The organism is Alkalihalobacillus sp. R86527 (assembly GCF_042466185.1).
Lineage (GTDB): Bacteria > Bacillota > Bacilli > Bacillales > Guptibacillaceae > Guptibacillus.
On sequence record NZ_JAXHBW010000001.1, the window covers coordinates 2,358,921 to 2,384,931 of the forward strand.

At 39.4% G+C, this 26,011-nt stretch carries 30 protein-coding genes and 1 tRNA gene; 11 read left to right on the plus strand and 20 right to left on the minus strand.

Annotated features, from left to right (window positions below):
- Nucleotides 1-163: 163 nt before the first annotated feature.
- From SJY16_RS12040 to SJY16_RS12065, 6 genes are all read right to left on the minus strand, one after another.
- The gene (locus tag SJY16_RS12040; RefSeq protein ID WP_224881665.1) at nt 164-829 is read right to left on the minus strand and encodes a potassium channel family protein; all 666 of its coding nucleotides are present in this window, start codon (nt 827-829) and stop codon (nt 164-166) included.
- A 100-nt stretch (nt 830-929) separates the two neighbouring features.
- Nucleotides 930-1,946 carry a cytochrome d ubiquinol oxidase subunit II gene (locus SJY16_RS12045; protein ID WP_377889470.1) on the minus strand — a complete coding sequence of 339 codons (1,017 nt, stop codon included), beginning with the start codon at nt 1,944-1,946 and terminating at the stop codon, nt 930-932.
- A gap of 25 nt (nt 1,947-1,971) precedes the next feature.
- Nucleotides 1,972-3,309, minus strand: a complete 1,338-nt coding sequence (locus tag SJY16_RS12050; protein ID WP_377889471.1) for a cytochrome ubiquinol oxidase subunit I — start codon at nt 3,307-3,309, stop codon at nt 1,972-1,974.
- A 171-nt stretch (nt 3,310-3,480) separates the two neighbouring features.
- Complete coding sequence (locus SJY16_RS12055; protein ID WP_377889472.1) at nt 3,481-5,283, minus strand: ABC transporter ATP-binding protein; 1,803 nt, start codon at nt 5,281-5,283, stop codon at nt 3,481-3,483.
- 19 nt (nt 5,284-5,302) lie between these two features.
- Nucleotides 5,303-7,057, minus strand: coding sequence for an ABC transporter ATP-binding protein (locus tag SJY16_RS12060; protein ID WP_377889473.1), 1,755 nt, complete (start codon nt 7,055-7,057; stop codon nt 5,303-5,305).
- A gap of 472 nt (nt 7,058-7,529) precedes the next feature.
- Nucleotides 7,530-8,078 (minus strand): peroxiredoxin, encoded by a 549-nt coding sequence (locus SJY16_RS12065; RefSeq protein WP_377889474.1) that lies wholly within the window; start codon nt 8,076-8,078, stop codon nt 7,530-7,532.
- 282 nt (nt 8,079-8,360) lie between these two features.
- On the opposite strand from SJY16_RS12065, the gene SJY16_RS12070 reads away from it, so the two are divergent.
- Nucleotides 8,361-9,197: a mechanosensitive ion channel family protein gene (locus SJY16_RS12070; RefSeq protein WP_377889476.1), complete on the plus strand. Its 837-nt coding sequence runs from the start codon at nt 8,361-8,363 to the stop codon at nt 9,195-9,197.
- Between the two features lie 61 nt (nt 9,198-9,258).
- Nucleotides 9,259-9,462, plus strand: coding sequence for a ChaB family protein (locus SJY16_RS12075; RefSeq protein WP_377889478.1), 204 nt, complete (start codon nt 9,259-9,261; stop codon nt 9,460-9,462).
- A gap of 55 nt (nt 9,463-9,517) precedes the next feature.
- On the opposite strand, the gene SJY16_RS12080 is transcribed toward SJY16_RS12075, so the two are convergent.
- The 4 genes from SJY16_RS12080 to SJY16_RS12095 all read right to left on the minus strand — a co-directional run bounded on the left by SJY16_RS12080 (nt 9,518) and on the right by SJY16_RS12095 (nt 12,685).
- Entirely contained in the window at nt 9,518-9,772 is a 255-nt protein-coding gene (locus SJY16_RS12080; protein ID WP_377889480.1) for a YkuS family protein, read from the minus strand.
- Nucleotides 9,773-9,883: 111 nt separating this feature from the next.
- A complete protein-coding gene (locus tag SJY16_RS12085; RefSeq protein ID WP_377889482.1) occupies nt 9,884-10,999 on the minus strand; it encodes an N-acetyldiaminopimelate deacetylase in 1,116 nt (371 codons plus the stop codon).
- Nucleotides 11,000-11,006: 7 nt separating this feature from the next.
- Nucleotides 11,007-11,726, minus strand: coding sequence for a 2,3,4,5-tetrahydropyridine-2,6-dicarboxylate N-acetyltransferase (gene dapD, locus SJY16_RS12090; RefSeq protein ID WP_377889484.1), 720 nt, complete (start codon nt 11,724-11,726; stop codon nt 11,007-11,009).
- Nucleotides 11,727-11,827: 101 nt separating this feature from the next.
- Complete coding sequence (locus tag SJY16_RS12095) at nt 11,828-12,685, minus strand: transcriptional regulator CcpC (protein ID WP_377889486.1); 858 nt, start codon at nt 12,683-12,685, stop codon at nt 11,828-11,830.
- Between the two features lie 174 nt (nt 12,686-12,859).
- Between SJY16_RS12095 and SJY16_RS12100 the strand changes: the two genes are divergently transcribed.
- Nucleotides 12,860-13,600: a sulfite exporter TauE/SafE family protein gene (locus SJY16_RS12100; RefSeq protein ID WP_377889488.1), complete on the plus strand. Its 741-nt coding sequence runs from the start codon at nt 12,860-12,862 to the stop codon at nt 13,598-13,600.
- Nucleotides 13,601-13,612: 12 nt separating this feature from the next.
- Complete coding sequence (locus SJY16_RS12105) at nt 13,613-13,987, plus strand: VOC family protein (RefSeq protein ID WP_377889489.1); 375 nt, start codon at nt 13,613-13,615, stop codon at nt 13,985-13,987.
- On the opposite strand, the gene SJY16_RS12110 is transcribed toward SJY16_RS12105, so the two are convergent.
- From SJY16_RS12110 to SJY16_RS12130, 5 genes are all read right to left on the minus strand, one after another.
- Entirely contained in the window at nt 13,982-15,502 is a 1,521-nt protein-coding gene (locus tag SJY16_RS12110; protein WP_377889491.1) for an MDR family MFS transporter, read from the minus strand. The genes SJY16_RS12105 and SJY16_RS12110 overlap by 6 nt on opposite strands.
- Before the next feature lie 110 nt (nt 15,503-15,612).
- The gene (cbpB, locus tag SJY16_RS12115; RefSeq protein WP_377889492.1) at nt 15,613-16,068 is read right to left on the minus strand and encodes a cyclic-di-AMP-binding protein CbpB; all 456 of its coding nucleotides are present in this window, start codon (nt 16,066-16,068) and stop codon (nt 15,613-15,615) included.
- Nucleotides 16,069-16,168: 100 nt separating this feature from the next.
- A complete protein-coding gene (locus SJY16_RS12120) occupies nt 16,169-16,900 on the minus strand; it encodes an SDR family oxidoreductase (RefSeq protein WP_377889493.1) in 732 nt (243 codons plus the stop codon).
- Between the two features lie 12 nt (nt 16,901-16,912).
- Nucleotides 16,913-17,998: a magnesium/cobalt transporter CorA gene (gene corA / locus SJY16_RS12125; protein WP_377889494.1), complete on the minus strand. Its 1,086-nt coding sequence runs from the start codon at nt 17,996-17,998 to the stop codon at nt 16,913-16,915.
- A gap of 176 nt (nt 17,999-18,174) precedes the next feature.
- A complete protein-coding gene (locus SJY16_RS12130) occupies nt 18,175-18,333 on the minus strand; it encodes a hypothetical protein (protein ID WP_377889495.1) in 159 nt (52 codons plus the stop codon).
- A 137-nt stretch (nt 18,334-18,470) separates the two neighbouring features.
- Between SJY16_RS12130 and SJY16_RS12135 the strand changes: the two genes are divergently transcribed.
- Nucleotides 18,471-18,617, plus strand: coding sequence for a hypothetical protein (locus tag SJY16_RS12135; protein ID WP_377889497.1), 147 nt, complete (start codon nt 18,471-18,473; stop codon nt 18,615-18,617).
- Between the two features lie 68 nt (nt 18,618-18,685).
- Here SJY16_RS12135 and SJY16_RS12140 read toward each other — a convergent pair whose 3' ends face one another.
- Together SJY16_RS12140 and SJY16_RS12145 are read right to left on the minus strand one after the other, a co-directional pair.
- A complete protein-coding gene (locus SJY16_RS12140) occupies nt 18,686-19,066 on the minus strand; it encodes a VOC family protein (protein WP_377889499.1) in 381 nt (126 codons plus the stop codon).
- The gene (locus SJY16_RS12145; RefSeq protein ID WP_377889500.1) at nt 19,063-20,943 is read right to left on the minus strand and encodes a PAS domain S-box protein; all 1,881 of its coding nucleotides are present in this window, start codon (nt 20,941-20,943) and stop codon (nt 19,063-19,065) included. Before SJY16_RS12145 ends, SJY16_RS12140 begins: the two co-directional genes overlap by 4 nt.
- Nucleotides 20,944-21,073: 130 nt before the next feature.
- On the opposite strand from SJY16_RS12145, the gene SJY16_RS12150 reads away from it, so the two are divergent.
- Entirely contained in the window at nt 21,074-21,892 is an 819-nt protein-coding gene (locus tag SJY16_RS12150) for a hypothetical protein (protein ID WP_377889502.1), read from the plus strand.
- Between the two features lie 16 nt (nt 21,893-21,908).
- On the plus strand, nt 21,909-22,193 hold the full coding sequence (locus SJY16_RS12155) for a DUF3892 domain-containing protein (RefSeq protein ID WP_377889503.1): 285 nt from the start codon (nt 21,909-21,911) through the stop codon (nt 22,191-22,193).
- 47 nt (nt 22,194-22,240) lie between these two features.
- Here SJY16_RS12155 and SJY16_RS12160 read toward each other — a convergent pair.
- Nucleotides 22,241-22,315 (minus strand) — tRNA-Val (locus SJY16_RS12160).
- Between the two features lie 106 nt (nt 22,316-22,421).
- On the minus strand, nt 22,422-22,976 hold the full coding sequence (locus SJY16_RS12165) for a phosphatidylglycerophosphatase A family protein (protein ID WP_377889504.1): 555 nt from the start codon (nt 22,974-22,976) through the stop codon (nt 22,422-22,424).
- Nucleotides 22,977-23,090: 114 nt separating this feature from the next.
- Between SJY16_RS12165 and SJY16_RS12170 the strand changes: the two genes are divergently transcribed.
- From SJY16_RS12170 to SJY16_RS12185, 4 genes are all read left to right on the plus strand, one after another.
- Entirely contained in the window at nt 23,091-23,813 is a 723-nt protein-coding gene (locus tag SJY16_RS12170; protein WP_377889506.1) for an alpha/beta hydrolase, read from the plus strand.
- A 109-nt stretch (nt 23,814-23,922) separates the two neighbouring features.
- Complete coding sequence (locus tag SJY16_RS12175) at nt 23,923-24,438, plus strand: YjcG family protein (RefSeq protein ID WP_377889508.1); 516 nt, start codon at nt 23,923-23,925, stop codon at nt 24,436-24,438.
- Nucleotides 24,438-24,860: a GNAT family N-acetyltransferase gene (locus SJY16_RS12180; protein WP_377889510.1), complete on the plus strand. Its 423-nt coding sequence runs from the start codon at nt 24,438-24,440 to the stop codon at nt 24,858-24,860. Before SJY16_RS12175 ends, SJY16_RS12180 begins: the two co-directional genes overlap by 1 nt.
- Nucleotides 24,861-24,967: 107 nt before the next feature.
- Nucleotides 24,968-25,669 (plus strand): DUF421 domain-containing protein, encoded by a 702-nt coding sequence (locus tag SJY16_RS12185; protein WP_377889512.1) that lies wholly within the window; start codon nt 24,968-24,970, stop codon nt 25,667-25,669.
- Nucleotides 25,670-25,704: 35 nt separating this feature from the next.
- On the opposite strand, the gene SJY16_RS12190 is transcribed toward SJY16_RS12185, so the two are convergent.
- Entirely contained in the window at nt 25,705-25,959 is a 255-nt protein-coding gene (locus tag SJY16_RS12190) for a hypothetical protein (RefSeq protein ID WP_377889514.1), read from the minus strand.
- Between the last annotated feature and the right edge of the window lie 52 nt (nt 25,960-26,011).

Consider the following 26,011-nt stretch of genomic DNA (forward strand, 5'->3'; position numbering starts at 1 on the left):
ACGCCCGTTGGACCACGGGAGTCAAGGGGTGTTCACTCCTACTGGAAACATTTAATACGAAATTAAACTTTCCGTACTATTAGGTTGACTACTATTAATTCACTTCTCGGATAAATAAAGGCCCACCTGTAGCTTAACAGCTTAACAGGCGGGCCTTTCTGATCTAATCTCTATTAAGTAACTGACGCTCTAAACGGTTGATATCTTGATCTGAACCGATCACGATCAAAATATCCCCTTTGTAGATCTTCTGATCTGCTTGAGGTGAAACGATGATATCATCACCATTCTTAATCGCGACGATATTAGCACCGTATTTGGCACGAATATCTAATTCAATAATTGTTTTATTGTCCATTCTTGAGTTTGCAATCAGTTCGACGATACTGTGCTCATCAGAAAGCTCTAAATAATCAAGTACGCTATTTGAGATGATATTATGAGCAATTCTCATCCCCATATCTCGTTCTGGATGGACGATTTTATCAGCACCGATTTTGTTCAATACTTTTTCGTGGTAATCATTTTGAGCTTTTACAGTGATATTACTAACGCCTAGCTCTTTCAGAATCAATGTTGTCAAAATACTTGATTGAATATTATCTCCGATCGCCACAATTACGTGATCGAAATTTCGAATACCTAAGTTTTTAAGTACGCTCTCATCCGTTGAATCTGCGATAACAGCGTGCGTTGCTACGGAGGAAAATTCATTAACTTTGTCCTCATCCATATCAATTGCGAGAACTTCCATCCCCTGTTGACTCAATGATTTGCATATACTACCACCAAAACGGCCTAATCCAATAACTGCAAATTGTTTTTTCAACGTACACTCCTCCTACTTATCTCGGAAAGAAACGTGCCAGCTGTACGCTGCCACGTAATTCTATCCTATCACGATGTACACCCGTGTCAATAAGATCTCTTTATGACTTATTTCCTTTTACATATTCTGCATCAAAGAGGAACAACCTCATCAATAGAAAGAGTGAAGGAACAAGCAAACATAATCCTGCTACGAATGCGATGACAAGGTAAACCCCCATCGTCTCGTTCGTATAACCGGAATAAATTGTAATATAATCATATAGAATCCACGGAAGGTGTGAAACTCCATAGCCAAAGAAGGCAAAAAAGAACTGTAGCATTACGAATATAAAAGCTGTTCCGTACCTTTTCTTATGAAAAATAAGGTATGTTGCAGCTAAAAAGCAAAACAGCGATGCAATAAAGAGCCACGCGTAGTCGAGAGTACTCGCGAAATGCTCAGGATTATGTTGTTGTAGAGCAACGAATACCATAATACTAGCAAGAATCGTAGGCGCGCTCCAAAACAGAGCATACTTTCTTAAAAGCTCGAGTGCTGGTGTATCATTTGCTCTACTCGCATAGAACGTTAGAAATGCAGCACTAATGAATAATACAGAAACGATAGCCAGTATAACTACAGACCAAGAATAAAAGCTTGAGAAAAGCTCACCGGCAAGGAACCTGACGTTCCCATCCACTTCCTCAATAAAGCCACCTTCAGATAAGGTAAGTGCCGTTGAGAGCGAAGCGGGAATCAATAGCCCTGTTACACCATACAGAAACGTATACACTTTACTTTTCTTCGCACCATAGTTTCCAAACGCATAGAATGATCCTCGTATTGCTAACAGTATAATTGCTATACTTCCAGGCACGAGCAATGCTGTACCGAAATAATAGGCCGTATCTGGAAAGAACCCAATTAAGCCAACAAAAAAGAAAACGAAAAATACGTTTGTGACTTCCCATACGGGAGATAAATACCTGCTAATGATTCGATTAATAATGTGCTCCCTTCCAGTAAGCTCACCATAATAGGCGAAAAAACCAGCACCGAAATCGATTGACGCAGTTATCAAATAGCCATATAGAAAAATCCACAAAACCGTGATTCCTAGTAATTGAATATCCATTCTATCACCCCTCTTTCCCTTTCACTTATCTAGCTTTTGCTATTTCTTCAAGTTCGTTTTCAGCTGGATTTGAATGAAACATTTTTCGAAGAACAGTGACACAAAGCGTTCCGAGTACGATATATAATAATAGGAACAGAATCAGCATCAGGCCTACATGATCTGATGTTGTTGCTGCATGACCCGTACGGAGGATATCCCATAGTATCCAAGGCTGACGTCCAACTTCAGAGAAAATCCACCCAAATTCAATCGCAAGCACTGAAAGGGGGCCTGCAAGAACGATGAGCCACAGAAGCCACCTATTATTAGGATTGAATCGCTTGAATCGTAAAGCAATCATGAAGAAAAACGTCAATGCTGCTAAGAACATTCCGATTCCAACCATTCCATCAAACAGATAATGAATAAAGAGTGGTGGTGTTTCATCCTCTGGCACTTGATCTAAGCCCATTACTTCTGCATTCGGGTTACCATGCGCCAGAATACTCAAGAAATTAGGTAGTACAAGACCATACTTCACCTCTTCATTTTCTTCGTCCAGTATTCCTCCAACAATTAAACCAGCATTGCCACTGGTCTCAAAATGCCACTCAGCTGCTGCAAGCTTTTCAGGCTGGTACTCTGCAAGAAACTTACCAGCGAAATCTCCGACCATTGCTGTTCCGATCGCAAAAATAAAACCTGCCGTCATTGTAAGCTTGAGTGCTTTCTTGTAATACGTACCATTCTTCCCTTTCAATATCTTGAAAGCTGTAATGGCTGCAAGCACGATCGCTGAAGTAAGGTATGCTGACATCACGACGTGACCTACCTTTGTCGGTGTTGCAGGGTTAAACATCGCAACGAGTGGTTCGATATCTGTTAATACACCATCGACCATCGTGAACCCTTGTGGTGCATTCATAAACGCATTCACTGTCGAGATGAAGACCGCTGACATTGTTGAACCAATTACGACTGGAATTGAAATCAACCAGTGGTAGATCGGCTTTTTAAAGCGATCCCATGTATATAAATAAATCCCTAGAAAGATTGCTTCAAAGAAAAAAGCAAACGTTTCTAAAAATAATGGCAAACTAATAACTTGACCTGCAAGCTGCATGAAATTCGGCCATAGAAGTGAAAGTTGTAATCCGATAGCTGTTCCTGTTACGACTCCTACGGCAACCGTAACAACAAAGCCTCTTGACCAACGCCTTGCTAGTAACGTGTAGTAAGGATCATTGCGTTTAATTCCAATCCATTCGGCTAAACTGATAAGCAAAGGTACTCCGACACCGAGGGTTGCAAATATAATATGAAACCCTAGTGTTAGGCTTGTTAAAAGCCTGCTTAGCATCACTGAATCCATTTCCACCATCTTCATCCCCTTTAATCACTCAAAATCTTGTTACTATTCTTCCCTTATCACCTTGATCAAAAACAAACAAACGTATGAAGTGTTCTACACTTCTATTATGACTCAACCGAGACTTTGTGACAAGTATCACAAACTATCAATAAAATAAGAAGCCCATAATGGGCTTCTCTATTATCCTACATCCATCATATTAAATTGCGACTTTACTAATTCGTAATAAGTTCCGCCTTTACTCATCAGTTCGTTATGGTTACCTTGTTCTAGAATTCTACCATGATCTAGAACAATAATATTGTCCGCCCCACGGATTGTCGATAATCGATGAGCAATCATGATAGCTGTTCTACCTTCAAGTACAACATTAAGCGCGTTTTGAATCTTCAATTCTGTCTCTGTATCGATACTTGCTGTTGCTTCATCAAGAATAAGGATTCTCGGATCTGCTAAGAGCGCTCGTGCGAAGGATAATAATTGTCGCTCACCTACCGAAAGAACGTTCCCTCTCTCTTCGACCTCTGTTTCGAATCCGTTACTCAGGCGCTTAATAAATTGATCAGCTCCAACCGCTTTTGCCGATTCAATAACCTCATCGTCAGTAGCATCCGGCCTTCCGAAGCGTATGTTTTCCATAATCGTTCCTGAGAAGATGAAAGTATCCTGAAGCACTACACTAACTTGCTGGCGTAGACTATCTAATTTGACGTCTCTTAAGTCGACCCCATCGATCTTAACCGAACCTTTCGTTGGGTCATAGAATCTACTGATTAGATTGGCGATCGTTGATTTACCCGATCCAGTATGCCCAACAAGTGCAACGGTTTCTCCTGCATTCATCTTCAAACTCATTTGATGAAGAGCTTTTCGCTTCTCATCATATGAAAACTCTACGTCCTCAAACGTTATTTCACCTTTTATCTCTTTAAACTCAAGCGCATTCTTTTTCTCTGGTACATTTGGTTTTTCATCAAGGAATTCAAATATTCTCTCGGATGAAGCCATCGCTACTAGAAGCTGATTGTATACTTGCCCTAATCTTGAGATTGGTTCCCAGAACATCCCTAGATAAAAAGCAAACGTAACAAACACACCATAATCAAGACCATTCTGAATTAAATAGACGCCGAACCATATTAATATTGCTGTTCCAATCGCATTTGACATCTCAACGAACGGACGGAACATTGCACTTTTCTTCGTTGCGTCCTTCCAGCTCGAATACGTCTCATGGTTTACACCTTCAAAAAAGTCCATGTTTTCTTTTTCTTGTGTGTAAGACTGCGTGACTCGAACACCTTGAATGCTCTCATTTAAATGAGAGTTTAATTTCGCTTGTTTAATTCTAACTTGTTGCCATGACCTTCTAATTCTTCTCCGTAGTCTTGTTGAAATCAAGAACATGAGTGGAAGAATAATCATGATTGCAAGCGTTAATTGTGGACTTAAAATAAACATGATAACAAGGATACCAAGCAAGAGTACGATATCCATCAAGAGATTAATGACACCATTCGTAAAGAGCTCTTGCATAGAGTTAACATCATTTATTATCCTTACTAGAATCGACCCGGCAGAACGTTTATCAAAAAAGCCGTGTGAGAGCTTCTGAATGTGTTTAAAAAGCCCTTGCCTGATGTCATAGATGATGTATTGTCCAAGCTGATTCGTCCATTTGATACGGTACGTGTTCGAAACCCATGAAATTAAATACAGCACTCCTATTCCGATGATCAACTGTATTAATAGGTTTTCATCTTTATTTTTGATCGCATGATCAAAAAGTAATACCCCGATAAAAATCGGCACGATCAATCGGACTGCTGTTGAGATAAGCATTGTAATGATTGCTTTTGGAAGTAGGCTCTTCTTGTATGGTTCCATGTATCCGAGAAGCCTCGTCATTTGCTTCCAATTAAACTGCTTTTCTATTGCTGAATCCTGAGAATAATGAAATCGTTGTCTACGATTTTGTTTCATTACGCTTCTTCCCCTCCTTTCAAACCGTCTGTCTCTCCATGATTTCTTTTTGATCTTGATATTGAATATCATAGATACCTCGATAGTAGCCTTGCTTTTTGATTAACTCATTATGATTCCCACGCTCAACTATTTCTCCTTTATTCAATACGAGAATTTCATCAGCATGCTTTAAGGAAGAGATTCTGTGCGCGATGATGAACGTTGTTCTACCCTTCATGACTTCCTCAAAAGCTTTTTGGATCTTAACCTCAGTTTGCATGTCAACTGCGCTTGTTGCATCATCAAGAATCAAAATGCTCGGGTTCGTCAAAATAGCCCTAGCGATTGCGATTCTTTGCTTTTGACCTCCTGAAAGCCCCATTCCTCGTTCGCCTAGCACCGTGTCATACCCTTCAGGTAACTCCATGATAAATTCATGTGCTTGTGCGCGCTTCGCTGCATCCTCAATCTTTTCAAATGAAACATCCGGGTCTCCATAAGCAATGTTATCTCTTATCGTTGAGGAAAATAGGAATGTTTCCTGTAGAACAACCCCAATATTCCTTCTGAGAGACTTGAAGGTGTAGTGATCAATCTTCTTTCCATCTATTAGGATTTCTCCACTATCTGGCTCATAAAAACGTGCGATCAGCTGAGTCACAGTCGTTTTACCTGAACCGGTTGCTCCAAGTAAGCCAATCGTCGTACCTTTTGGTGCATCAAACGTAATGTTTTTTAACGCTTCGTCATCTTCAGAAGCGTATTTATGAGTTACCTGGTTGAACTGTACGTGACCTTCTAAGCGATCAACATCGACCGCATGTTCTTTGTCATAAATATCTTCTTTTTCATCAAGGATTTCAAGGAGACGTTCACCTGAAGCCTTTGATTGTGAAAAAGTGTTAATTACGAAACCGAGGTTCATAATTGGCCAAATAATGTACCAGACAAGACTAAAGAAAGCTACGAGTTCACCTGGCTGAAGTTGATTTTGAAAGACAAGATAACCACCGTAAGATAGTAAGAACACAACACAGAGGTTTCCGATAAACTCCATCATTGGGAAGAACTTTGCCCAAATATTCGAAGTAGTTAAATAATTATCGCGATAGTCAGTGTTACTATTTACGAATTTCCCAATTTCGAAATCTTCTCTTGATAATGATTTAACTGTATTGATCCCGCTTATATTTTCCTGAACCTTCGTATTCAGTCTAGCCATCGATTTTCTGATACCCCTGAATGCTGGGTGGACGTTTTTATCAAATCGATAGACTGCAATACTAAGGAATGGAAGCATACCAAGCGTTACAAGTGCGAGTGGAATGGAATAGTTAAACATAACTGCTAAACTAAACGAAATGAGTAGCAAGAAGTTAATAACTTGTGCGAATCCAAAAGAAAGGAAAAAGCGAAAACCTTCAACATCAGCTGTTAAGCGTGACATTAAATCTCCGGTCTTCGCATTATCATAGTATCTAAAAGGCAAATACTGAAGCTTTTTGTAAAGCTCTTCTCTTAGTCTATAAACTGCTGTTACTCCAAAGAGATCTCCTAAGTACTGATGAAAGAATGTAGCAATTCCTTTAAATACCATGATTGCGATAAACCCAAATGCTAGATATGGAACCCACCGATACTCCTGTTTGAGAATAACTTCGTCAATCGTAAACTGAAGAACCATCGGGTATACCACCGTAATTCCGGTTACAAAAAACAATGAGAACACAGACAGTAAGAACATTTTCTTATACGGCCAATAAAATTCTTTTAATCTCTTAAACGTATCCAACGCGACACCACCTTTGACTTTAAATAAATTGTAAAATTAGTGACAATATACATAATATATCGGATTTCGAAATAAATAACCACCAATTACAACTATTTAACAAAAAAACTCTTGGATTAGTTTCCAGAAGAGATTACTCACTGCTTCATACACTGCAGGCGATACAACTTACTGGCTTTCTGCGGACGCCCCCTCAAGCTTCCACATAAAAACTATTCCGGGTTCTTGCTCCTCCGTTTTTCCACAGGGGTCAAGCGATTTTCTCGCCTACTAAGGTAGTAATAATACATAAATTTTGCAGTCGCATTAAGGTTTCCTACCATTGTTCAGGCAAAATCTTAAGGGAATTCATTGATGTAATATTTTATTCACCCAATAAAATATGCTGAATACGCTTCTTGCTGGATTTTTTAAACAACTAAAAAACCCCCAGGATTTCTCCTGGAGGTTTTGTCATAAGCGTTTCGCTTTATTATACGTTTAGTGTTTCTTGACCTGGCTTCCAGTTTGCTGGGCAAAGTCCACCAGTTTGAAGTGCTTGAAGCACGCGAAGTGTTTCATCAACATCACGGCCAATGTTGTTGTGGTTAACAACAGCGTACTGAAGTTCACCTTCAGGGCTGATGATGAATAGTCCACGAAGTGCTACACCTTCATCTTCAATAAACACGCCATATTCTTTAGATACTTTGTGGTTCGTATCTGCAGCTAGTGGATAGTTAAGCTCACCTAGACCATTTTCATTGCGGTCAGTGTTAATCCACGCTAAGTGTGTATGGATTGTATCAGTTGATACTCCGATTACTTCTGCATCTAGATCGTCAAACTCTTCATAACGGTCGCTTAGTGCAGTGATTTCAGTTGGGCACACGAAAGTGAAGTCCATTGGATAGAAGAAAAGCACTGTCCATTTATCGTTCTTCATGTTTTCTTCAAGACTTACCTTACCGAATTCTTTGTTACTCATAACCGCTTCCATATCGAAGCGAGGTGCTTGTTTGCCTACCATGCGTTCTGCCATGTGTAAATCCCTCCTAGAAAATATCCTGCGGCTTTCGCCCACGTTTGTCATTATAGTACAACCATTATTAATAGTCAATATTAAGTAATAATGAATTTAATGTAATGGAATATGACGTACTTACTTATATTGCCCGTGTATTCCCTTCGTTAAACAATGTCACGATAAGTATACCGAAAACTTTTTCTTACGTCTTCTATAACACTTCACTTGAACCTCACCGACATTTTTCGCTATACTTTGTCAGTAAGGTACATCTTGTATTGGTGAAGGAGGAAAAAAATGAATTTTATTGAAAATATCGGCTGGGCTGGATTGCTCGTTGATACCGGACTTCTAATTTTACAATTGATTGCAATTTTTATCGTTTATGCGATTGTGAAATCATTAGGTAATCGATTTATTGAAAGATCATTTAGTGAAGTTAGTACGAAACAAAATATGAGCCAAAGCAGAGCAGACACGCTTAAGAACTTAACTATGAGCGTTTTCGCTTATGTGCTAATCTTCATCGTAGTAGCTGTTGTGTTTGATACGTTTGGATTTGATATTAAAGCATTAATTGCTGGTGCTGGTATTATCGGTCTTGCAGTAGGTTTTGGTGCTCAAGGACTCGTGAGCGATGTTGTCACAGGATTCTTCATTCTACTTGAGAAACAAATGGATGTTGGTGACTATGTAACGGCTGCTGGGTTCGGCGGAATCGTTGAAGATGTTGGTCTTCGTACGACTCATATCCGTTCATTTGATGGCACACTGAATTACGTTCCAAACCGTGAGATCAGTTCACTAAGCAATCATTCTAGGGGCAATATGCGTGCACTTGTAGACATCGGTATTTCATATGATGATAATATTGATGAAGCAATAAGAGTGCTTCAAGATGTTTGTGAGAAAGTGGCAGAAACAAACGAAGCAATCGTCGACGGACCAAATGTTCTTGGTGTTCAAAACCTTGGCGATTCTGATGTTGTCATCCGTGTTCTCTGTCAAACTAAGAATATGGAACAATGGGGCGTAGAGCGTCAGTTGCGTAAAGAAATTAAAGAAGCGTTTGATGCGAATGGTATCGAAATCCCATTCCCACATCAAGTTTACGTAGAAAAGAAAGAGCAGTAATCGTTTAAAGAAAATTACCACTGGGTAAAGTAATGGCAAAGCGTTAAAGGAGAGTGACGTCATGCCTTACGATTCAAGAAATGATCTCCCAGACCAGGTTAAAGATAATCTTCCGGCACACGCTCAGGATATCTTTAAAGAAGCTTTTAACTCTGCTTCGGAGCAATATGACAATGAGAAAACAGCTTTTAAAGTAGCTTGGAGCGCAGTGGAACAAAAGTATAAGAAAAACAATAATGACAACTGGGTTAAAAAAGACGATTAAATTAAAAACAGGTGCCACCAAAAGTTAGACTTTTGGTGGCACCTGTTTTTGTATGTTATTGCTGATACCTGCTATCTACTTGCTCACAAACCTGATCTGCAGTCATGCCATCAGCGTTGATGACACTACCTTGCGTTGTTGCATCTTGCATTCCCATAACATTCTGATCTTGACCAGACACAACACAGCAATCACAGCCATCCCCATCACTTTCTTGCTGAAGGGAAACAACTTCATACCCTTTTGCTTTAAGCTCTTGAGCTACATCTGAAAGCGTATCTTCTACAGCGATTCTTCTCATGCTTTTCACTCCTTCCCCACTATGTATGTATTGGCACTACTTGAGTTAGGGTAACCATCTTTTCCAAAAGTATACGGCACCTAAATATAAAAGCCCCGAGCTTTCGCTCGGGACTTTACCTTAAACTGTAATAGTATCTATATAGTTTGTTAGCACGTCGAATGCAACGTCGATCGCAGCTTCATCTGGCTTCAATGTAGAAGAATGTAGACCAGATTCTGAGTTAACCCCTAGCCAGAACATAAACCCTGGTACATCTCGTAAGAAGTACCCAAAGTCTTCACCGGTCATCGCTTCTCGACATTCGACCAAAGATATGTCCGTAAGCTCTCCAGTCACTTCCATAAATCTTCCAACGAGTTCAGCATCATTGAACACCTGGTAATAGTTGGAACCATAATCAATAGATGCTTCACATTCAAATGAAGTTTCAATCCCTTTAACGATTGCTTCGATGCGATCTTTCACAAGAGTCATGGACTCTGCAGAGAGAGATCTGATCGTGCCTTCTAACCGGGCCGTTTCAGCAATAATGTTTTGCTTCGTACCACCCTCTATTTTCCCTATCGTGACGACTGCAGAATCAAGAGGGTCGATATTCCTCGCAACGATCGACTGAAACTGTGTAACAAGATGGCTTCCCGCTACAACCATATCACATGTTTTGTGAGGGTAAGCGGCGTGTCCACCTTTACCAACCAAGTCGATAAAAAGCTCTGAAGTATTTGCAAATAATAGACCTGGCTTCGTTGCGACTGTGCCTACAGGATACTCTGGCGCGACGTGAAGAGCAACCATCTCATCAGGCTTCCAGGTTTTAAATTCTTCTGATGCTAACATCGGAAGAGCTCCACCTGGTCCTTCTTCTGCCGGTTGGAAAATAAAAAGTAGATTGTCCTTCACTCGGCTACCGGAGTAGTGTTCAAGTAGTGATAGAGCAATCGTCATATGAACGTCATGTCCGCAAGCGTGCATGTATCCTTCATGTTCAGATTGAAACAAATAGTCTGTTTGCTCCTGAATGGGAAGCCCATCTATATCTGTACGATACCCTACCGTTTTTGAAGGGTTGCTCCCTTTTACAAGAACGAGAATCCCGGTTTTCCATGTCTTCACTTCTAAATGCTCTTGAGAAAGCTGCTCAATAAACTGAAGTAAATACTGCTGTGTTTTATATTCCTGAAACCCAGCTTCTGGGATACGATGTAAGTCTCTTCTTACTGCTCTTCTGTCCATTTGTGAATCAGTCGGCTTTTAGCTGACGAAGCTCTTTTTTGATTTCAGTCTTAGAGCGCGTTTGATCATCGATTTCTTTCAGTACTCGTGCTGGCGTACCGCCGACTAGAGTAAATTCAGGAACATCTTCTGTTACAATCGATCCAGCTGCGATTACTGCACCTTTCCCAACTTTAACCCCTTCAAGAACAACAGCATTTGCTCCGATTACAACGTCATCTTCGATAATAACTGGAGATGCAGATGGTGGCTCAATAACACCAGCAAGAACAGCGCCTGCACCGATGTGACAGTTTTTACCTACAGTAGCGCGTCCACCAAGAACAACGTTCATGTCGATCATCGTACCTTCACCAACAACAGAACCGATGTTGATCATTGCACCCATCATGATGACAGCATTGTTGCCGATTTCAACTTGATCTCGAATAACCGCACCTGGCTCAATACGTGCTTGAATACCTTTAAGGTCAAGCATTGGAATAGCAGAGTTACGACGATCATTTTCAACAACATAATCTTCGATACTAGAAGCTTCATTTTCAAGAACATGCTTAATCTCTTTCCATTCACCAAATAGAACACCAGTATCACCAGTAATAAACGTCTTCGTGTTACTACCGAAATCAATACCGTCTAGGTTCCCTTTAATATGTACTTTAACAGGAGTTGATTTCTCACTGTTTTGAATAAAGCTAATAATTTCGTTTGCATCCATCTGTTTCATGAATATTCTTCCTCCTTAGTTACATCCAAATAGCTACACGGCTTAGCCGCATGCTTTTCATTTTATCGTACATGATATTTTTCGTGAAGTCTAATGATTTACTAGGTATCAAGTAGTTCTAAGAATTTCTTAACCTGCTTCAATTGTAATGCCGTATCATTTGTCAAAAGCCAGGTATCTCGTTTCAATGCTTTCCCCTCTTTGTCCAATAGCGGTATTCGATGGTATTCACTCACATCTTCTGTAATACTAATCGATGGAAGAATCGCATAACCTATCCCATTTAACGCCATCTGTTTACACGTTTCAATTTGATCGACGACGATCGTTTTCTTTGGTGGTGAAAATGATTGTGTTTGCCACCATTCTTGAATTTCCTGATAATAAGTCGAATCACTTTTAAACTGTATAAAAGGTTTCTCTGTTTGTTGAAGCTCTTCGATCGATCGAATAGTTGTATCCACTAAATAGAGCTCATCTGAGAGAAGATAGTGACTTCTCCCTCTCCAATCAGGCTTACCTCTAATAATCCCTACATGGATATCATCTTCATATAAATACTTTAGAATTTCACTACTCCACCCAGTTACGAGAGAGATTTTTACGCTAGGATAATTCTCTACAAACCTCTTCAGAATGGAAGGGAGCCAGTACTGCCCTATTATGGATGCTACTGCAAGCTTTAACGTTCCATGAACTTCAGAGCTTAGTGATGTTAAAGCTTCATAGACCTTTTCTTCTCTTTTCAGAGTATCGTTCGCAAAAGCGATGATTCGCTCTCCTGCAGGCGTTACGGTTAAACCTTTTTGTGACCTAAGGAAGATTGGAACCCCCCATGCTTTTTCAATCGATTGCAGACGTTGACTTAAAGCAGGTTGAGAAACGTATAAGCGCTCTGCAGCTCTTCGCATATTTTTTTCTTCTGCAAGGATCGAAATCACCTTATATTCAGTACTCATTACATCACTCTCCATCGTTCGATCTATCCATTCTTCATCATTATACCAGCACTATAAGTTTTTCTTATGTCTTATAATCATTATTATCTAATTTCATTATCACCCATTCGATAATATACTAAGGAAAGAGATTCCAACAAATAAGAGTAAATGATGAATTAAAGGGTGATTGAAATGGAATGGCTATGGCTATTTGGAATCGGACTTATCGCAACATTCATAGGAACATTATCAGGTAGCGGTGGATTAATAAATGTACCTGCTATGATTCTCCTTGGTTTACCGATCCACTCAATTATTTCTGCTAACAAATTTTCTAACATGCTGAGTTCTTTTTCAAGCTTTTTAGTATTGTTAAGAAGAAAAGAGCTTGTGATGAAGGAGGCATTTAAAACAGGACCCATCGCATTAGTTGGCGGTATACTTGGTGGTTTATTCGCCTCATCACTATCTGAACAGGCTCTTCAACTATTTGCCGGTTCCCTTTTGATTGCAGCTCTCGGGTTATCGTTTTTCAAAAAACGACAATCTACAACTACTTTAAAAAAAGTCCCTACAAAAGCACTTCCTTTCTTAGGAGTAATCGGCTGGTATGATGGCTCATTTGGCCCAGGACAAGCAACGCTTCAAATGCACTTATTTAGACAAAGTGGGCTTTCATATCTTTTCTCCATAGGCTTAACACGTTTCAATACCTTTTTGAGCTGTACGGGAGCCGTCTCCGTTTACTTCATGAGTGGACATTTGAATATGACGATTGCAGTGCCACTTGCAATTGGCTCGATCACAGGAGCACAGATTTCAGTTCGGATCGCCGATAAGCTATCACTTTCACAAGTTAATTGGCTCTTGAGAACAATGACGATTCTGTTGATCTTACAGGTTTGCTACAGTATTTTCACTAGTAATTTCTAAGGAGGGCTTGAGGTGAAAATTGATTATCGTAGAATACATCACATACAGATTTGTATACCCGTAGGAATGGAAAATCAAGCAAGGACATTTTACAAAGATATACTTGGTTTCATAGAAATTGAGAAACCCGAGGCATTAAAGAAAAATGGAGGGTTTTGGCTCAGGGGAGCTGGCATTGAAATTCATATTGGCACTGAAACTAATATTCACCCCGGCAAACGACACCCCGCTTTTGAAGTAGGGAATATTAACGAGGCTCGAGCTAGATTAAAAGATTATGAGGTACTTATACAGGAAGAAACTCAAATCAAAGGATACGAAAGATTTACGTTCTTTGATCCGTTCAGAAATAGAATTGAATTCATTCAACCGAAATCCGACTCATGATTGAGACGGATTTCTTTTCTTTGAACCCTTAGGCATGAAGAGCACGACAACAAAACTAATGAGTGCAAGGATAACGATACCGAGAAATACCCAATTGAGGGAAACGGTTAATCCATTTTGTAAGATTGCTAGAGTTGATGTCTCAAGGGAATTCCGTTTCTCTTCGTTTAGGAGCATATTAGCTGAATTAATACCCAAGTCTGCTTCATTACGATCAAGATATTGCTTTAACCTACTATTCAATATGCCGCCTAAAAGTGCTGCACCTACTGCACTTCCTAGCGTTCTCATAAATACATTTGAGGCTGTTGCGATGCCCCTCTGTTCCCAGGCAACTGAGCTTTGAATAGCAACAATAAAGGTTGTGGATGTTAACCCCATTCCAACACCAATAAAGAAAGAACCTGTTCCTGCGAAAAGTGGTCCGAGAGCAGGCGTCATCAAGATGTAGATTGACGAACCTATAAGAAGAGAGATTCCCCCAAGGACAGATGTTGTCCGAAACCCTATTTTAATGACGAGCTTCCCTGCAATAGTAGAAGCAATCGGCCATCCGATGGACATCGTAGTCAGAGTAAACCCAGCTACGATCGGTGATCTTTCCATAACACCTTGCACGAATGTTGGTAGAAAGCTCGACACGCCAATTAAAATGATTCCCGTTGTAAATGTAACTGAGTTTGCAAGTGATATGACTGGATCTCTCCAAATTCCAAGAGGCATTATTGGTTCTTTAGCACGTGTCTCAATAAAAAAAAACGAACAGATCCCTACGATTGTAAAAATAATGAGTGCAATGATTGGTCCGGAGAACCACTCCCAGACTGTACCTCCTTGAATAAGGATAACCATAAGAGCACTAACTGAAAGTAATAAAATAAGAGCTCCTGGGTAATCAATAGGTTTCTTCTCTTTATCAACATTTTCATGAAGTAACATAAGAACCCCAATGAGAGAAAAAATACCGAGTGGTACATTCATCCAGAAAACCCATGCCCAATCGATATATGTAACGAAGAGACCACCGAGAGCAGGACCAGCAATAGCTGAAATCCCCCAAACACTCGCCAAATAGCCTTGTATCTTTGCCCTTTCTTCCATCGAATACATATCTCCTACTATTGTTAGTGCAATAGGCTGGACCGCTCCAGCCCCAACTCCTTGTATCAAACGAAAGAGGACGAGTGCTTCCATCGTTTCTGCAAAACCACACAATATTGAACCGATTAAAAAAACGATGACTCCAAAAGCATATATGGGCTTTCTTCCAAATAAGTCTGATAGCTTCCCAAAAAGAAGCACTGTAATTGCCGACATCAGTAAGTAGGATGAAAAAACCCAGCTGAATTTCGTAAAGCCACCGAGATCCGACACAATACCAGGCATAGCTGTTGAAACGATTGTTCCTTCTATCGCAGCCATGAACATACCGATCACTATTGCTGTAAGGACGAGAGGGCGGTTTGTTTCTTTATTTCTCACGCTTATTAAAACACTTTTTGCTAAACCCTTCATTAAGACATCTCCAATGATCAACGACTTCACTACCATTTTACATTTTTTTCATTTAGATGCATACAGAAAAGCCCGGTACCTTTATACCGGGTTCTTTGAGTTTATTATGATTATGATCGTTTGAACGAAGATTCATGAAGGTACCTGTTAACAAACTTCAAAAGTGCTCTTCGTGTTAAAATTCCTTTGAAAATATTTTCGTTATCCACTACACACAAAAAAGGATGGTCGATTGAAAGCTTCAGACCTTTGAAAAAACCTTCATTTTCATTAATACATGGAATGTCAGTATTCATAACATCTTCAACAACATAGTCACTTAATTTCTCAAACTCAATTCTTTCAATTCCTAGAATGGAATCCAAAATAAGTGGTTGACTGATCAATCCCTTAAGCCTGAACTGTGTATCAAGGACAGGTATAGAAGAATAACCAGACTTAATGAGAATAAGCATGGCGTGTTCGAGCGGATTGGTTAATTGAACATGAGCCACTTTCTCTGCAGAGATAATCAAATCTTGTATTCCTGTTTCGTACAAATTAGGCAATTCCATATGCTTAGCCATATACAACTTCCCCTCAAGCATGATTCACCCTGTTAATCTTCTTTTCTAATGAAGGGTCTTTATTTATAGTAACATGAAACGTGAATTAACCGAAAACGCTTTAGTGTTCATAAATCATTTTGCGTGTCATTCCACCATCGATTACAAGATTCTCGCCTGTCACAAAATCGTTATCAGGGTGCGATAAGTATAGGCATGCTCTTGCAATATCTGATGGCTTCCCGACTCTTCCGGAAGGATGCTGGAAATGATCTACGTTTCTAAGCCCTTCATAATCTGATACTTCGATCCAGCCTGGGCTGATACTATTTACTGTGATGTGGTCCTTTGAAAGAGAAATCGCCAGGGCATGCGTAAGCGCAACGATTCCTCCCTTACTAGCAGCATATGCTTCACTACCTGATTCAGACATAGACGCTCTTGTCGATGCCATATTAATAATTGAACCTCTTCTGTACTTCCTCATAATTTTGGCAGCTGCCTGAGAACAAAGAAAAACACTTCGTAAATTCGTATTTATAACAGTATCCCATTCGCTCACGCTGAGTTCATCCATTGGTTTAAATGAGGCAACACCTGCATTATTGATTAAAACATCGATCTTGCCGTAAGATTGATCCACTTGTTCCATTAATGCTTCAATAGAATTAGGATCGCTTACATCGGTTTTAATTATTTCTCCTGTTTCTCCCTTCATCATTCGTAACGTCTCTTTACAGTTTTCTACGTTCTTATCTGCCAAAATGACGTAGCTTCCTTTTTCAGCATATGTAATCGCGATACCACGCCCGATTCCATGCCCTGCTCCTGTTATGACAACAACTTCTTCCATATTTTCCACCTCTTAAAACCAATTTTTCTTTTTAAAGTACATCACCATAATCCCGGTAATAATAATCATGACGATCCAAACTGCCGGATAGCCCCAAGATAGGCTAAGCTCTGGCATGTGCGCAAAGTTCATTCCATAGATTCCAGCAATAAACGTTAACGGAATAAAAATCGTCGATACAATTGTCAGGACTTTCATAATTTCGTTCATCTTCATACTAAGTGTGGAATAATACACGTCTAACAATCCATATAACTGTCCACGGGACGTTTCGACCATGTCGTTCGCTTGGACAATGTGATCATGAATATCCTGCAAATAGAATGAAATCGATTCACTGATATACGGTACTTTTCGATTGATGAGTTTATTCACAACTTCTCGAACTGGCCAAACCGTTTTCTTTAATTGCAAGATCGTGTTTTTATATTCATTAATATCTTGTAACGAATGATTATCAGGGTCCTCCATAATATCTCCTTCTAATGTAGCGATTCGATCGTCCATATCATCCATAATGATCAAATATTGGTCAAATATGACATCCATCAATGAATAAAATAAAAAATCAGGACCCGATTTTCTTATTTTTCCTTTGTCTTCTTTTAACATCAATCTAACTGGATCAAATAAATCGCCTTTCTTTTCCTGAAACGTAACAACAGTATTGTTCAACAAAATGAAGCTAACTTGTTCGATATCAAGTTCACTATCATCATGTTCTAGGTTAATCATCTTCACAATAGCAAGTAGATGATTTTCGAAGAAATCAATCTTTGGCCGATGTTCCGTATTTAAAATATCTTCTGTTGTTAACGGATGAAGACCGACCATCTTGCTAATGGCATCAACAACCTTTACATTATGTACACCGTTCACATTGATCCAAGTAATCTTCTCAGATTCGATCATAGGTTTAAGGTCGTCCAGTGAAGCATTTTGCTTTTCTTCCACTTCATGTTCATTAAATTCAATTGTAGATATCGTCACTTCTTCTTTATGTTCATCACCTACGTAAACAAGAGAGCCAGGCGGCATTCCTCTTTTCTGTGTTCTATTTTTTATACGCGGTCGTTTGATTCTTCTTCTTAATCCCAATGTACTCACCTCATTTCTATACTAAATTACCCAAAACGAGATTATCAAAAACCAGCTTCCTCCTATCAGACCGTTTCCACTCAAAATAAAAACCCGCAATGCGGGTTATGTGTACCAGTATTTCACAAATGATTTTCGCTTCATCTCACGGTGTATTTAAAAAATGTCAGTTACGCCTATAAGGCTTTCTCTTTTTCTATAATCTCTGTATAGTTCTCCCACAAAAACTCAAGGTCATGTTTTGCTGAGTCTACAATGATACCCCTCCAAATAACGGCCATAAATAACCCTAACCCTAAAAACATTGCGATTAATCCGAGCATTACTTCAACCATCTAATCATCCCCTCTCCTGTTATCTACGTTATGCTTGTCCTGTAGGTAAAATGTCAGAAAAGGCTGTAAATTGCTTGATTCTTACTGAAATGTAGGGTATGGTACGGGAAAGGTATTTATAGAGGAGGAAATCCATTTTGGATCGTTCGAATGAAGAAATAAGACAGATCGAAGAAAAAGCCAAAGAAGAACAACGCCGTGCTGAAGAAGCAAAAAAAGTTGTAAAAGAGGCCCAAAAAGCCGCTAATCCTCAACGAGAGCATAACGAATTTCAAAACAAATAAAGAAATAAAAAAGAGCCCTCCTATGAGCGGAAGCAGATATTTGCTCCATTCTTAGGAAGGGCTCTCTTCTATTGCTCCGTATTTAATTCGACCAAGTTCCCATCAGGATCTGCTACAAATATTTGTGCGAATCCACTTCTACTCGTTCGATTCTCATAGAACTCTACCTCTTTTTTTGATAACCATTTCACGCATTCATCATAATCCTTAACACGAATTGCAAAGTGGCCTACTTTTGAATCTAATTCGCTCGTATTTCTAAGAGAACTTGATGAAGGGTATTCGATTAGATGAAGCTGTTGGTTTCCAACTTGATACCATGCTCCTTTAAAACCAAAATCAGGACGCTCAATTTCTTTAAGGCAGATGATGTTGCTGTAGAACGCTTTTGCATTAGCCAAATTAGTTACTGACAAACTAACGTGATGAATATTTTCTGCTTCAATCATTTTTTCTCACCTTCTTCCGACCCTCTCGCGTTACTTCGCTGTATTTCTATGGCTGAACGGTTACAGTCTAATGGTAATCCAATAATAAATCGTGTCCCAATGTTATCTTTACTCGTTACGGTAATCGATCCACCGTGCTCTTCAATCACCTTATAACTCACCATCAAACCAAGCCCTGTTCCTTTATCAGATGTATGGTAATAGGGTTCACCCAACTTGTGAATGATTTGATGAGGGATCCCCGACCCTTCATCAGCAACTTCTATCATGGTCGTCTTCTCGTCATTGACCGTGATGGAAATCGCCAATGTTCCTCCATCTAGCATAGATTCTATCCCATTTTCAATAATGTTAAATAACGCTTGTCTAATGTGAGAACGGATACATATACAGTTCACATCTGTATCGCTTTTCGTAATGATGTCAACGTTGTGTTCGGCTGCTTTATCTGAAAGGCTTGAAGTAATATGGGTAAGTAGCTCTGTTAAATTCACCTGATCATACGAAACCACTTCACGCTTAGAGAGTAGAAGAAACTCATTAACGAATTCTTCAACTTCTTTCATTTCAGTTCCAACCACCTCAAGAAGGTCTTGATTCACGGAATCATTCCCTTTCAATAGCTGCAAAAAAGCCTTTATCGATGAAAGTGGGTTTCGAATTTCATGTGCAACACCTGCCGCAAGCTCAGACAATACATTACTTGTCTCTGTCTTTCTTGCAATCTCTTCGGATTCTTTAATTTTTGAAACATCGCGAACAATCACTAGATGATGATTCGGATAAATGTTATAACTCAACGTAAAGCTATACGTATGCACACTTCCAGTTTCTAGATTTCTACGCTTTCCTTCTCCACTTCTCCCATTAGGTGAATGAAGATCCCAGGTGATGTCACAACCGCCTTTAATGGCGTTATAGTGAGTGCCAACCAAGTATTCCTTATCATAATTCACCATCTTAACAAAAGCGTGATTAACATCTTTAATTAATCCGTTCTCATGAACGATCGCGATTCCATCTAACGCTCCTTCGAAGAGCTTTCGAAAGCGTTCTTCGCTTTCTTTTATTTCAGCAATCATTGCTTTTGTTTCTGTAATATCTCTGTAGATGGTCATGTAGAGATCGCCATGTATACTCTTCTTTGAAGTAAATTCCAAGAACTTCTTCTCTCCACCTGCCATCGTAAACTCTAAATCAGCTCTAATTTCTCCCTTTTCTTCCAGCTGGTTCTGAAACAATTTTCCTGTCGAAACACTGTTGCCTTCTAGAAAATCGAATAGATTATAGGTTTTTATTTCTTCTGACGTTAAGTTAAATAATTGACATGCAGCTGGGTTCGCGTCAACAATCATCCGCTCATTATTCCAAATCAATATGCCGTCTAAAGCATGTTCAAAAATGCTATTGAATTTTTCTTTGTTTTCCATTAATTCTTCAAGTAATGCACGTTCAGAGGTAATGTCCCTAATAATCGATAAATTTAAATCTTTGTATGCATTCGAAGTAATCGATAACTCAATAACCTTTTGCTTACCATTTGCTAATTGAATTGGAAGCTGTCCTCGCACATATCCAACTTCTTTACGTTGGCTCATCATTTCTTCAAACTGTTCTCTAGCCTCAGGTTGGATATGATGACCTATTTTCTTGTGAAGAATCTCTTCTTTCGTTATCTCAAATATGTCACAGCAAGCTTGATTTATTTCTACCAAGTCATTGTTTTGATCAAATAACGTGATTCCATCTTTTGAAGAACTAAAAATATGAAAAAGTTTTTTGCTTTTTTCAACTAACTCATGACGAAGATCGCTTTCTTTTTGAAACGAGTTTTTTTCTGTATTTAAAAAAAACAAATCATTTTCCCATCGGTTCATAAGCGTTCTCCTTTTTAGTATCTTTGCAACAATTATAGCATGCTGACAGTAGGAGTCCTATATTTATAGGAATACTCCATCAAGCAATGTGCAAAATAATGGAGATTCTAGTTAAACAAGGGGTATGAAGATGAAGTTCCTTATTAAGATAATGGTTATTTTCTGTTGCCTCTATCCTTTAGAGACAAGTGCACACACACACGCGACCCCTCCCATCGATCATAAAGTGCAGCTCATCTCCTGGAAAGAAGTAGAGAAAATCATTCCTAGAGATGCCATCTTTTCAATTAGAGATGTGGAGACAAGTAAGTCATTTAACGTACAGCGCAGAGCAGGAAGTGATCATGCGGATGTACAACCATTAACGAATAAAGATACGAAAATCATGAAGTCGATTTATCGAAAATGGAGCTGGAAACGTCGGGCAGTCATCGTTTCCATCGATGGACAGTTTATCGCTGCCTCGATGAACGGGATGCCTCATGGTGCGGGAGCATTGCAGAACGGGTTTAACGGTCATTTTTGCTTACACTTCTTAAATAGTTCAACTCACCGCTCATCTGAACCTGACCCCGCGCACCATCTCATGGTATTAAAAGCTGCAGGTAAAATTGATGATTATTTAGGAAAGAAAACGCCTGAAGAAATCGTAGATGTTGTGATGATTGCAATAAACAATACGGATCAAACGATGTTAGAAAAAGTAGTTACAAATGACTCACAAAAAAGCATGAATAAACTTTCTAAGATGTACGTGACTAATTGGAAAATACAATCCTCAGAAAAAGATGAGAAAAACCCGTTTGTTCGTCATATCCAAACGAAACTAGAGATCTACATTTCAGAAGCTGGAACCATCACAACCGTTCAATCGCTCGAAGCAAAAAGAGATCCTCTCACGAGTAAGTGGAAGATCGATACAAAACCATTACTCAAGATCATTGATTAGAAAGGAGCATGCGAAAATGGATCGTTATGAAAAAGCATATGAAATTTATCGGCAAGAACGGTTAAATGAAAGTTCGCACCCTGAGACATATATTTCAGCAGTAAGGAAAAATGAAGACGGTGACCTTATTGCCTTTAAGACAAACACTGGTGAAGAATTAGACTATCTCCAAGCATTAGAAGCAGCTAAAAACGGAAAGTTAAGTGGCGTCGATATCTTTCAAAAGTATGGACGAGACATTATAAGAAGCGAGCCTGATGGTATAAAGGAAAACAACTTTGACCACCTGCCAGAATTTTAGAGGAAAAAAGCGCGACCTTTGTAAGGTCGCGCTTGGTCGTTTATGTATGGTGATCCGTACTGGATTTGAACCAGTGACCCCTTGCCTGTCAAGCAAGTGCTCTCCCGCTGAGCTAACGGATCAATTCGTAATGGAACATTTAATAATATACATGAATGATTAAAGAACTGTCAATACTTTCCGCGGAAAGTGTTTAGGAGTCTCATGCCACATGAGACTCCTACCTTATTAACCGATTCGTTCCTCTTTATCTCTTTTCTCACGTTCTTCTTCATCTAATGCTTCTTCACGGTCACGCAGTCTATGAGCCAAACGACTTGATGCATTCGATGCGATGCTCGCAATGAGATCATCTAGAAACGTATGAACGCCATTTCCGGATTTCGTATCAAGCTTCTCGATGATCCCAATCTTTTGTTTATCGAGATGACCATACGTTGTAACAGCTATGCTTCCGTAACCAAATACGGCTCCAAGTGCAATCGTTTCGTCTACTCCAAACAATCCTTCATCCATTTCAACAATTGACTGTAATGGCTCTGAAAGCTTACCCTGTTCAGCTAGCTTATCGAGCTCGATTCCAACTAGAACAGCATGCTGGATTTCACGTTTCGTGAGAACGGCCTCTACACTTTCTGTACAATCCTCCATCGATAGATCATCGACATAAGGAGATTGCATCTGAAAAACAATATCAGCAATGTCCTGAATCGTTACACCACGTTCTTTTATTAATGCTCTTGTTGCCGCTTCTACTTCTCGACTATGTATCCTTTTCTTCATGTTAGTTCTCCTCTCTATGACCCCAAAAAGCAAGTATGTTAGAATCATTATATCACTTTGAAAAATTGGAATGTCAACTAAACGAACTTTCCCAACTACACAGGAGGCTTTGAAATGAATAGAGGCACATACCAGGACACTTCACTTTATAGCGAATATTTGCAAGAAGAGATTCCACTTCAAATTTATTTGCCATACAATTATTCTCCGCTTTATAAATATTCGTTTTTAATTGCGAATGATGGTAGCGATTACTTCAAGCTAGGACGTCTAGGACGTACGGCTGATGAACTAATTGAAAACGACGAGATCGAAGAGTTGATCATTGTAGGAATTCCTTACAAAAGCGTCGAAGACAGAAGAAGGAAATACCATCCCGAGGGAGAACAAAGCGAGGCTTATTTACGCTTTCTCGTTAATGAACTCGTTCCATTTCTCGATGAAGAATACGCAACGTTCCATTTAGGTTATGGTCGTGCGTTAATTGGAGACTCACTCGCTGCTACGGTTGCGCTTCGTGCAGGCCTTGAGTATCCGAGAACGTTTGGAAAAGCCATTCTGCACTCTCCATATGTAGATGATGACTTGAAGGAGAAAGTACAGAGTTTCAAAGAACCTGAACTTCTTTCGATCTACCATGTTATTGGTACCGAAGAAACAGAAGTACCTACAACAGATGGTCAAACAAAGAACTTCATTAACCCAAACAGAGATTTAAGCAACATTATCAAAGAAAGAGACTTCGATTATTTTTATGATGAATTCGAAGGTGGACACCTTTGGAAACACTGGCAACCAGACATGAAGAGAGCTCTTCTTCATATGTTTAAGCTATAAAGCATATTACCATTTCTTATTTTTGAATTTTTGGTATAATTAAGAGTGGAAATGAATAAGTCACGTCCATGTAAGCCAATGGAGTAAATTTAATGGGAGGGATTATAACATGAAATACGGCATTGCAATATTCCCGTCAAAGAAACTACAAGACATCGCTAACTCCTACAGAAAACGTTACGATCCACACTACGCTCTTATCCCGCCACATCTGACGATCAGAGAGGCATTTGATGCGACTGAGGAAGAAATCAAGGAGATTACACCTGAGCTTCACAGAATTTCTGACGAATCAAAACCTTTTACGATGAACGTTTATAAAATTGGATCGTTTCATCCAGTGAATAACGTGATCTATATGAAGGTGAAAGAAAATGAAGTACTAAATGATTTATATCGTCAGCTTAACCCTGAGGAAGTAAGGACTGACCGTGACTACAAATTCGTTCCTCATATTACCATCGCTCAAAAGCTATCTGACGATGAACATTCAGACGTATACGGCAGTCTTCGTATGATGGATGTCGATGCAGAAGAAATGATCGACCGCTTTCAACTTCTCTATCAACTTGAGAATGGCTCGTGGACTGTTTTTGAAACATTCCACCTTGGTAAAGTCCGCTAATGTTGATTAAAGCAGTTGAAACACAGAACGAAATGGAAGATGCGTTAAAAGTAAGACATCGGGTCTTCGTCCAAGAGCAACAGGTTCCTGAAGACCTCGAGATCGATCAACATGAGGACGAAGCGATTCATTTCGTAGCATATGATCACCATACACCTATAGCAGCAGGCCGATATAGAATGGTCGAAGCCTTTGCTAAAGTTGAGCGAATTTGCGTTCTTAAGGAACGCCGTGGATCAGGAATCGGTAGACTCTTAATGAATGAAATCGAAAAACAAGTGAGCAAGAAAGAAATAGGCGGATTAAAGCTTAACTCGCAAGTTTCAGCAATCGATTTTTATAAATCTTTAGGATATGACATTACATCAGAAGAATTTATGGATGCTGGAATTCCTCACGTAACAATGATCAAAACACTTTGACACAGGTCTTTGACCAGTGTCTTTTTTTTGCGCATTTTTCTAGATAGAATCCGTCGTGAAGGGTATTTTGATAGCCAATCGCACATGATAAGAAGGATGTCACGTGAATGGAGGTAAATGAAGAAATGGAATATGGGTCAATTTTCATTGAGCTGATCGTTGGATTTCTCGCACTGCTCGTACTAACAAAAATGCTTGGTAAGACACAAATTACTCAGATCACACCATTTGACTTTATTTCCTCCCTCGTCCTTGGAGAATTAGTTGGTAACGCGATTTATGATAAAGACATTACTTACATCACAATCATTTATACTGTCGTTCTATGGGGGATGCTCATATACGTTATCGAATGGATCACTCAAAAATTCAGAGGAACGAGAAAGCTCTTAGAAGGTAGCCCCTCAATCGTCATCCATCACGGCAAAATCAATCGTGCCAACCTAAAGAAAAATAAATTAGACCTTGATCAGCTACAAAATCTCATTAGACAAAAAGGAGTATTTTCACTACGAGAAATAGAATTCGCGATTCTTGAAACGAACGGGAGCATAAGCGTCCTTCAGAAATCAGAGTATTCACAACCCACTAGAGAAGATTTTAACCTTCGGCCATTTAAAGAACAACTTTCAACTACCATTATTTCTGATGGCAAAGTAGATTGGGGTAATTTAAAAGAAGCAGGTTTTAATGATGTATGGCTTCATAAGGTGCTTAAGGAGCATCATATCGACCATCCTGAAGAAGTCCTCATACTTGAATGGAAACAGGATGAAGGTGTTTTCCTCCATCCGATGGATAATAGATAGCGATGCATAAGAAAAGAGCAGATGATGATCTGCTCTTAAAACCATGAAAAGCCTCCTTGTGAATCATCACGATTCTCTTCAGAATCGTCATGCTGCTTTTCCTTATCCTCACGATCATCGTTGTCTACTTGATCCTTAGATGGTTCACTTCCGAAGAATCCCCATGGATCTCTTCTATCCGAATCATGGTCTTTATGCTTCTTGCCATGATCTTCAATGATGACCTCATCAGCTTTAATGATTACTTGTTTCACATGAATCACTTGTGGCTTTCTTTTTTTCTTAGACATAACTTGCCCCCTCTTCTACTCGATATCGCTATACACTGCTATCGTATGCAAC

Bases quoted from the DNA above. Each gene is read 5' to 3' on its own strand.
- SJY16_RS12045 (WP_377889470.1), bottom strand. From the start codon at position 1,946: ATGGATATTCAATTACTAGGAATCACGGTTTTGTGGATTTTTCTATAT.
- SJY16_RS12050 (WP_377889471.1), bottom strand. From the start codon at position 3,309: ATGGTGGAAATGGATTCAGTGATGCTAAGCAGGCTTTTAACAAGCCTA.
- SJY16_RS12055 (WP_377889472.1), bottom strand. From the start codon at position 5,283: ATGAAACAAAATCGTAGACAACGATTTCATTATTCTCAGGATTCAGCA.
- SJY16_RS12065 (WP_377889474.1), bottom strand. From the start codon at position 8,078: ATGGCAGAACGCATGGTAGGCAAACAAGCACCTCGCTTCGATATGGAA.
- SJY16_RS12070 (WP_377889476.1), top strand. From the start codon at position 8,361: ATGAATTTTATTGAAAATATCGGCTGGGCTGGATTGCTCGTTGATACC.
- SJY16_RS12075 (WP_377889478.1), top strand. From the start codon at position 9,259: ATGCCTTACGATTCAAGAAATGATCTCCCAGACCAGGTTAAAGATAAT.
- SJY16_RS12085 (WP_377889482.1), bottom strand. From the start codon at position 10,999: ATGGACAGAAGAGCAGTAAGAAGAGACTTACATCGTATCCCAGAAGCT.
- dapD (WP_377889484.1), bottom strand. From the start codon at position 11,726: ATGAAACAGATGGATGCAAACGAAATTATTAGCTTTATTCAAAACAGT.
- SJY16_RS12095 (WP_377889486.1), bottom strand. From the start codon at position 12,685: ATGAGTACTGAATATAAGGTGATTTCGATCCTTGCAGAAGAAAAAAAT.
- SJY16_RS12100 (WP_377889488.1), top strand. From the start codon at position 12,860: ATGGAATGGCTATGGCTATTTGGAATCGGACTTATCGCAACATTCATA.
- SJY16_RS12110 (WP_377889491.1), bottom strand. From the start codon at position 15,502: ATGAAGGGTTTAGCAAAAAGTGTTTTAATAAGCGTGAGAAATAAAGAA.
- cbpB (WP_377889492.1), bottom strand. From the start codon at position 16,068: ATGGCTAAGCATATGGAATTGCCTAATTTGTACGAAACAGGAATACAA.
- SJY16_RS12120 (WP_377889493.1), bottom strand. From the start codon at position 16,900: ATGGAAGAAGTTGTTGTCATAACAGGAGCAGGGCATGGAATCGGGCGT.
- SJY16_RS12130 (WP_377889495.1), bottom strand. From the start codon at position 18,333: ATGGTTGAAGTAATGCTCGGATTAATCGCAATGTTTTTAGGGTTAGGG.
- SJY16_RS12140 (WP_377889499.1), bottom strand. From the start codon at position 19,066: ATGATTGAAGCAGAAAATATTCATCACGTTAGTTTGTCAGTAACTAAT.
- SJY16_RS12145 (WP_377889500.1), bottom strand. From the start codon at position 20,943: ATGAACCGATGGGAAAATGATTTGTTTTTTTTAAATACAGAAAAAAAC.
- SJY16_RS12150 (WP_377889502.1), top strand. From the start codon at position 21,074: ATGAAGTTCCTTATTAAGATAATGGTTATTTTCTGTTGCCTCTATCCT.
- SJY16_RS12155 (WP_377889503.1), top strand. From the start codon at position 21,909: ATGGATCGTTATGAAAAAGCATATGAAATTTATCGGCAAGAACGGTTA.
- SJY16_RS12165 (WP_377889504.1), bottom strand. From the start codon at position 22,976: ATGAAGAAAAGGATACATAGTCGAGAAGTAGAAGCGGCAACAAGAGCA.
- SJY16_RS12170 (WP_377889506.1), top strand. From the start codon at position 23,091: ATGAATAGAGGCACATACCAGGACACTTCACTTTATAGCGAATATTTG.
- SJY16_RS12175 (WP_377889508.1), top strand. From the start codon at position 23,923: ATGAAATACGGCATTGCAATATTCCCGTCAAAGAAACTACAAGACATC.
- SJY16_RS12180 (WP_377889510.1), top strand. From the start codon at position 24,438: ATGTTGATTAAAGCAGTTGAAACACAGAACGAAATGGAAGATGCGTTA.
- SJY16_RS12185 (WP_377889512.1), top strand. From the start codon at position 24,968: ATGGAGGTAAATGAAGAAATGGAATATGGGTCAATTTTCATTGAGCTG.
- SJY16_RS12190 (WP_377889514.1), bottom strand. From the start codon at position 25,959: ATGTCTAAGAAAAAAAGAAAGCCACAAGTGATTCATGTGAAACAAGTA.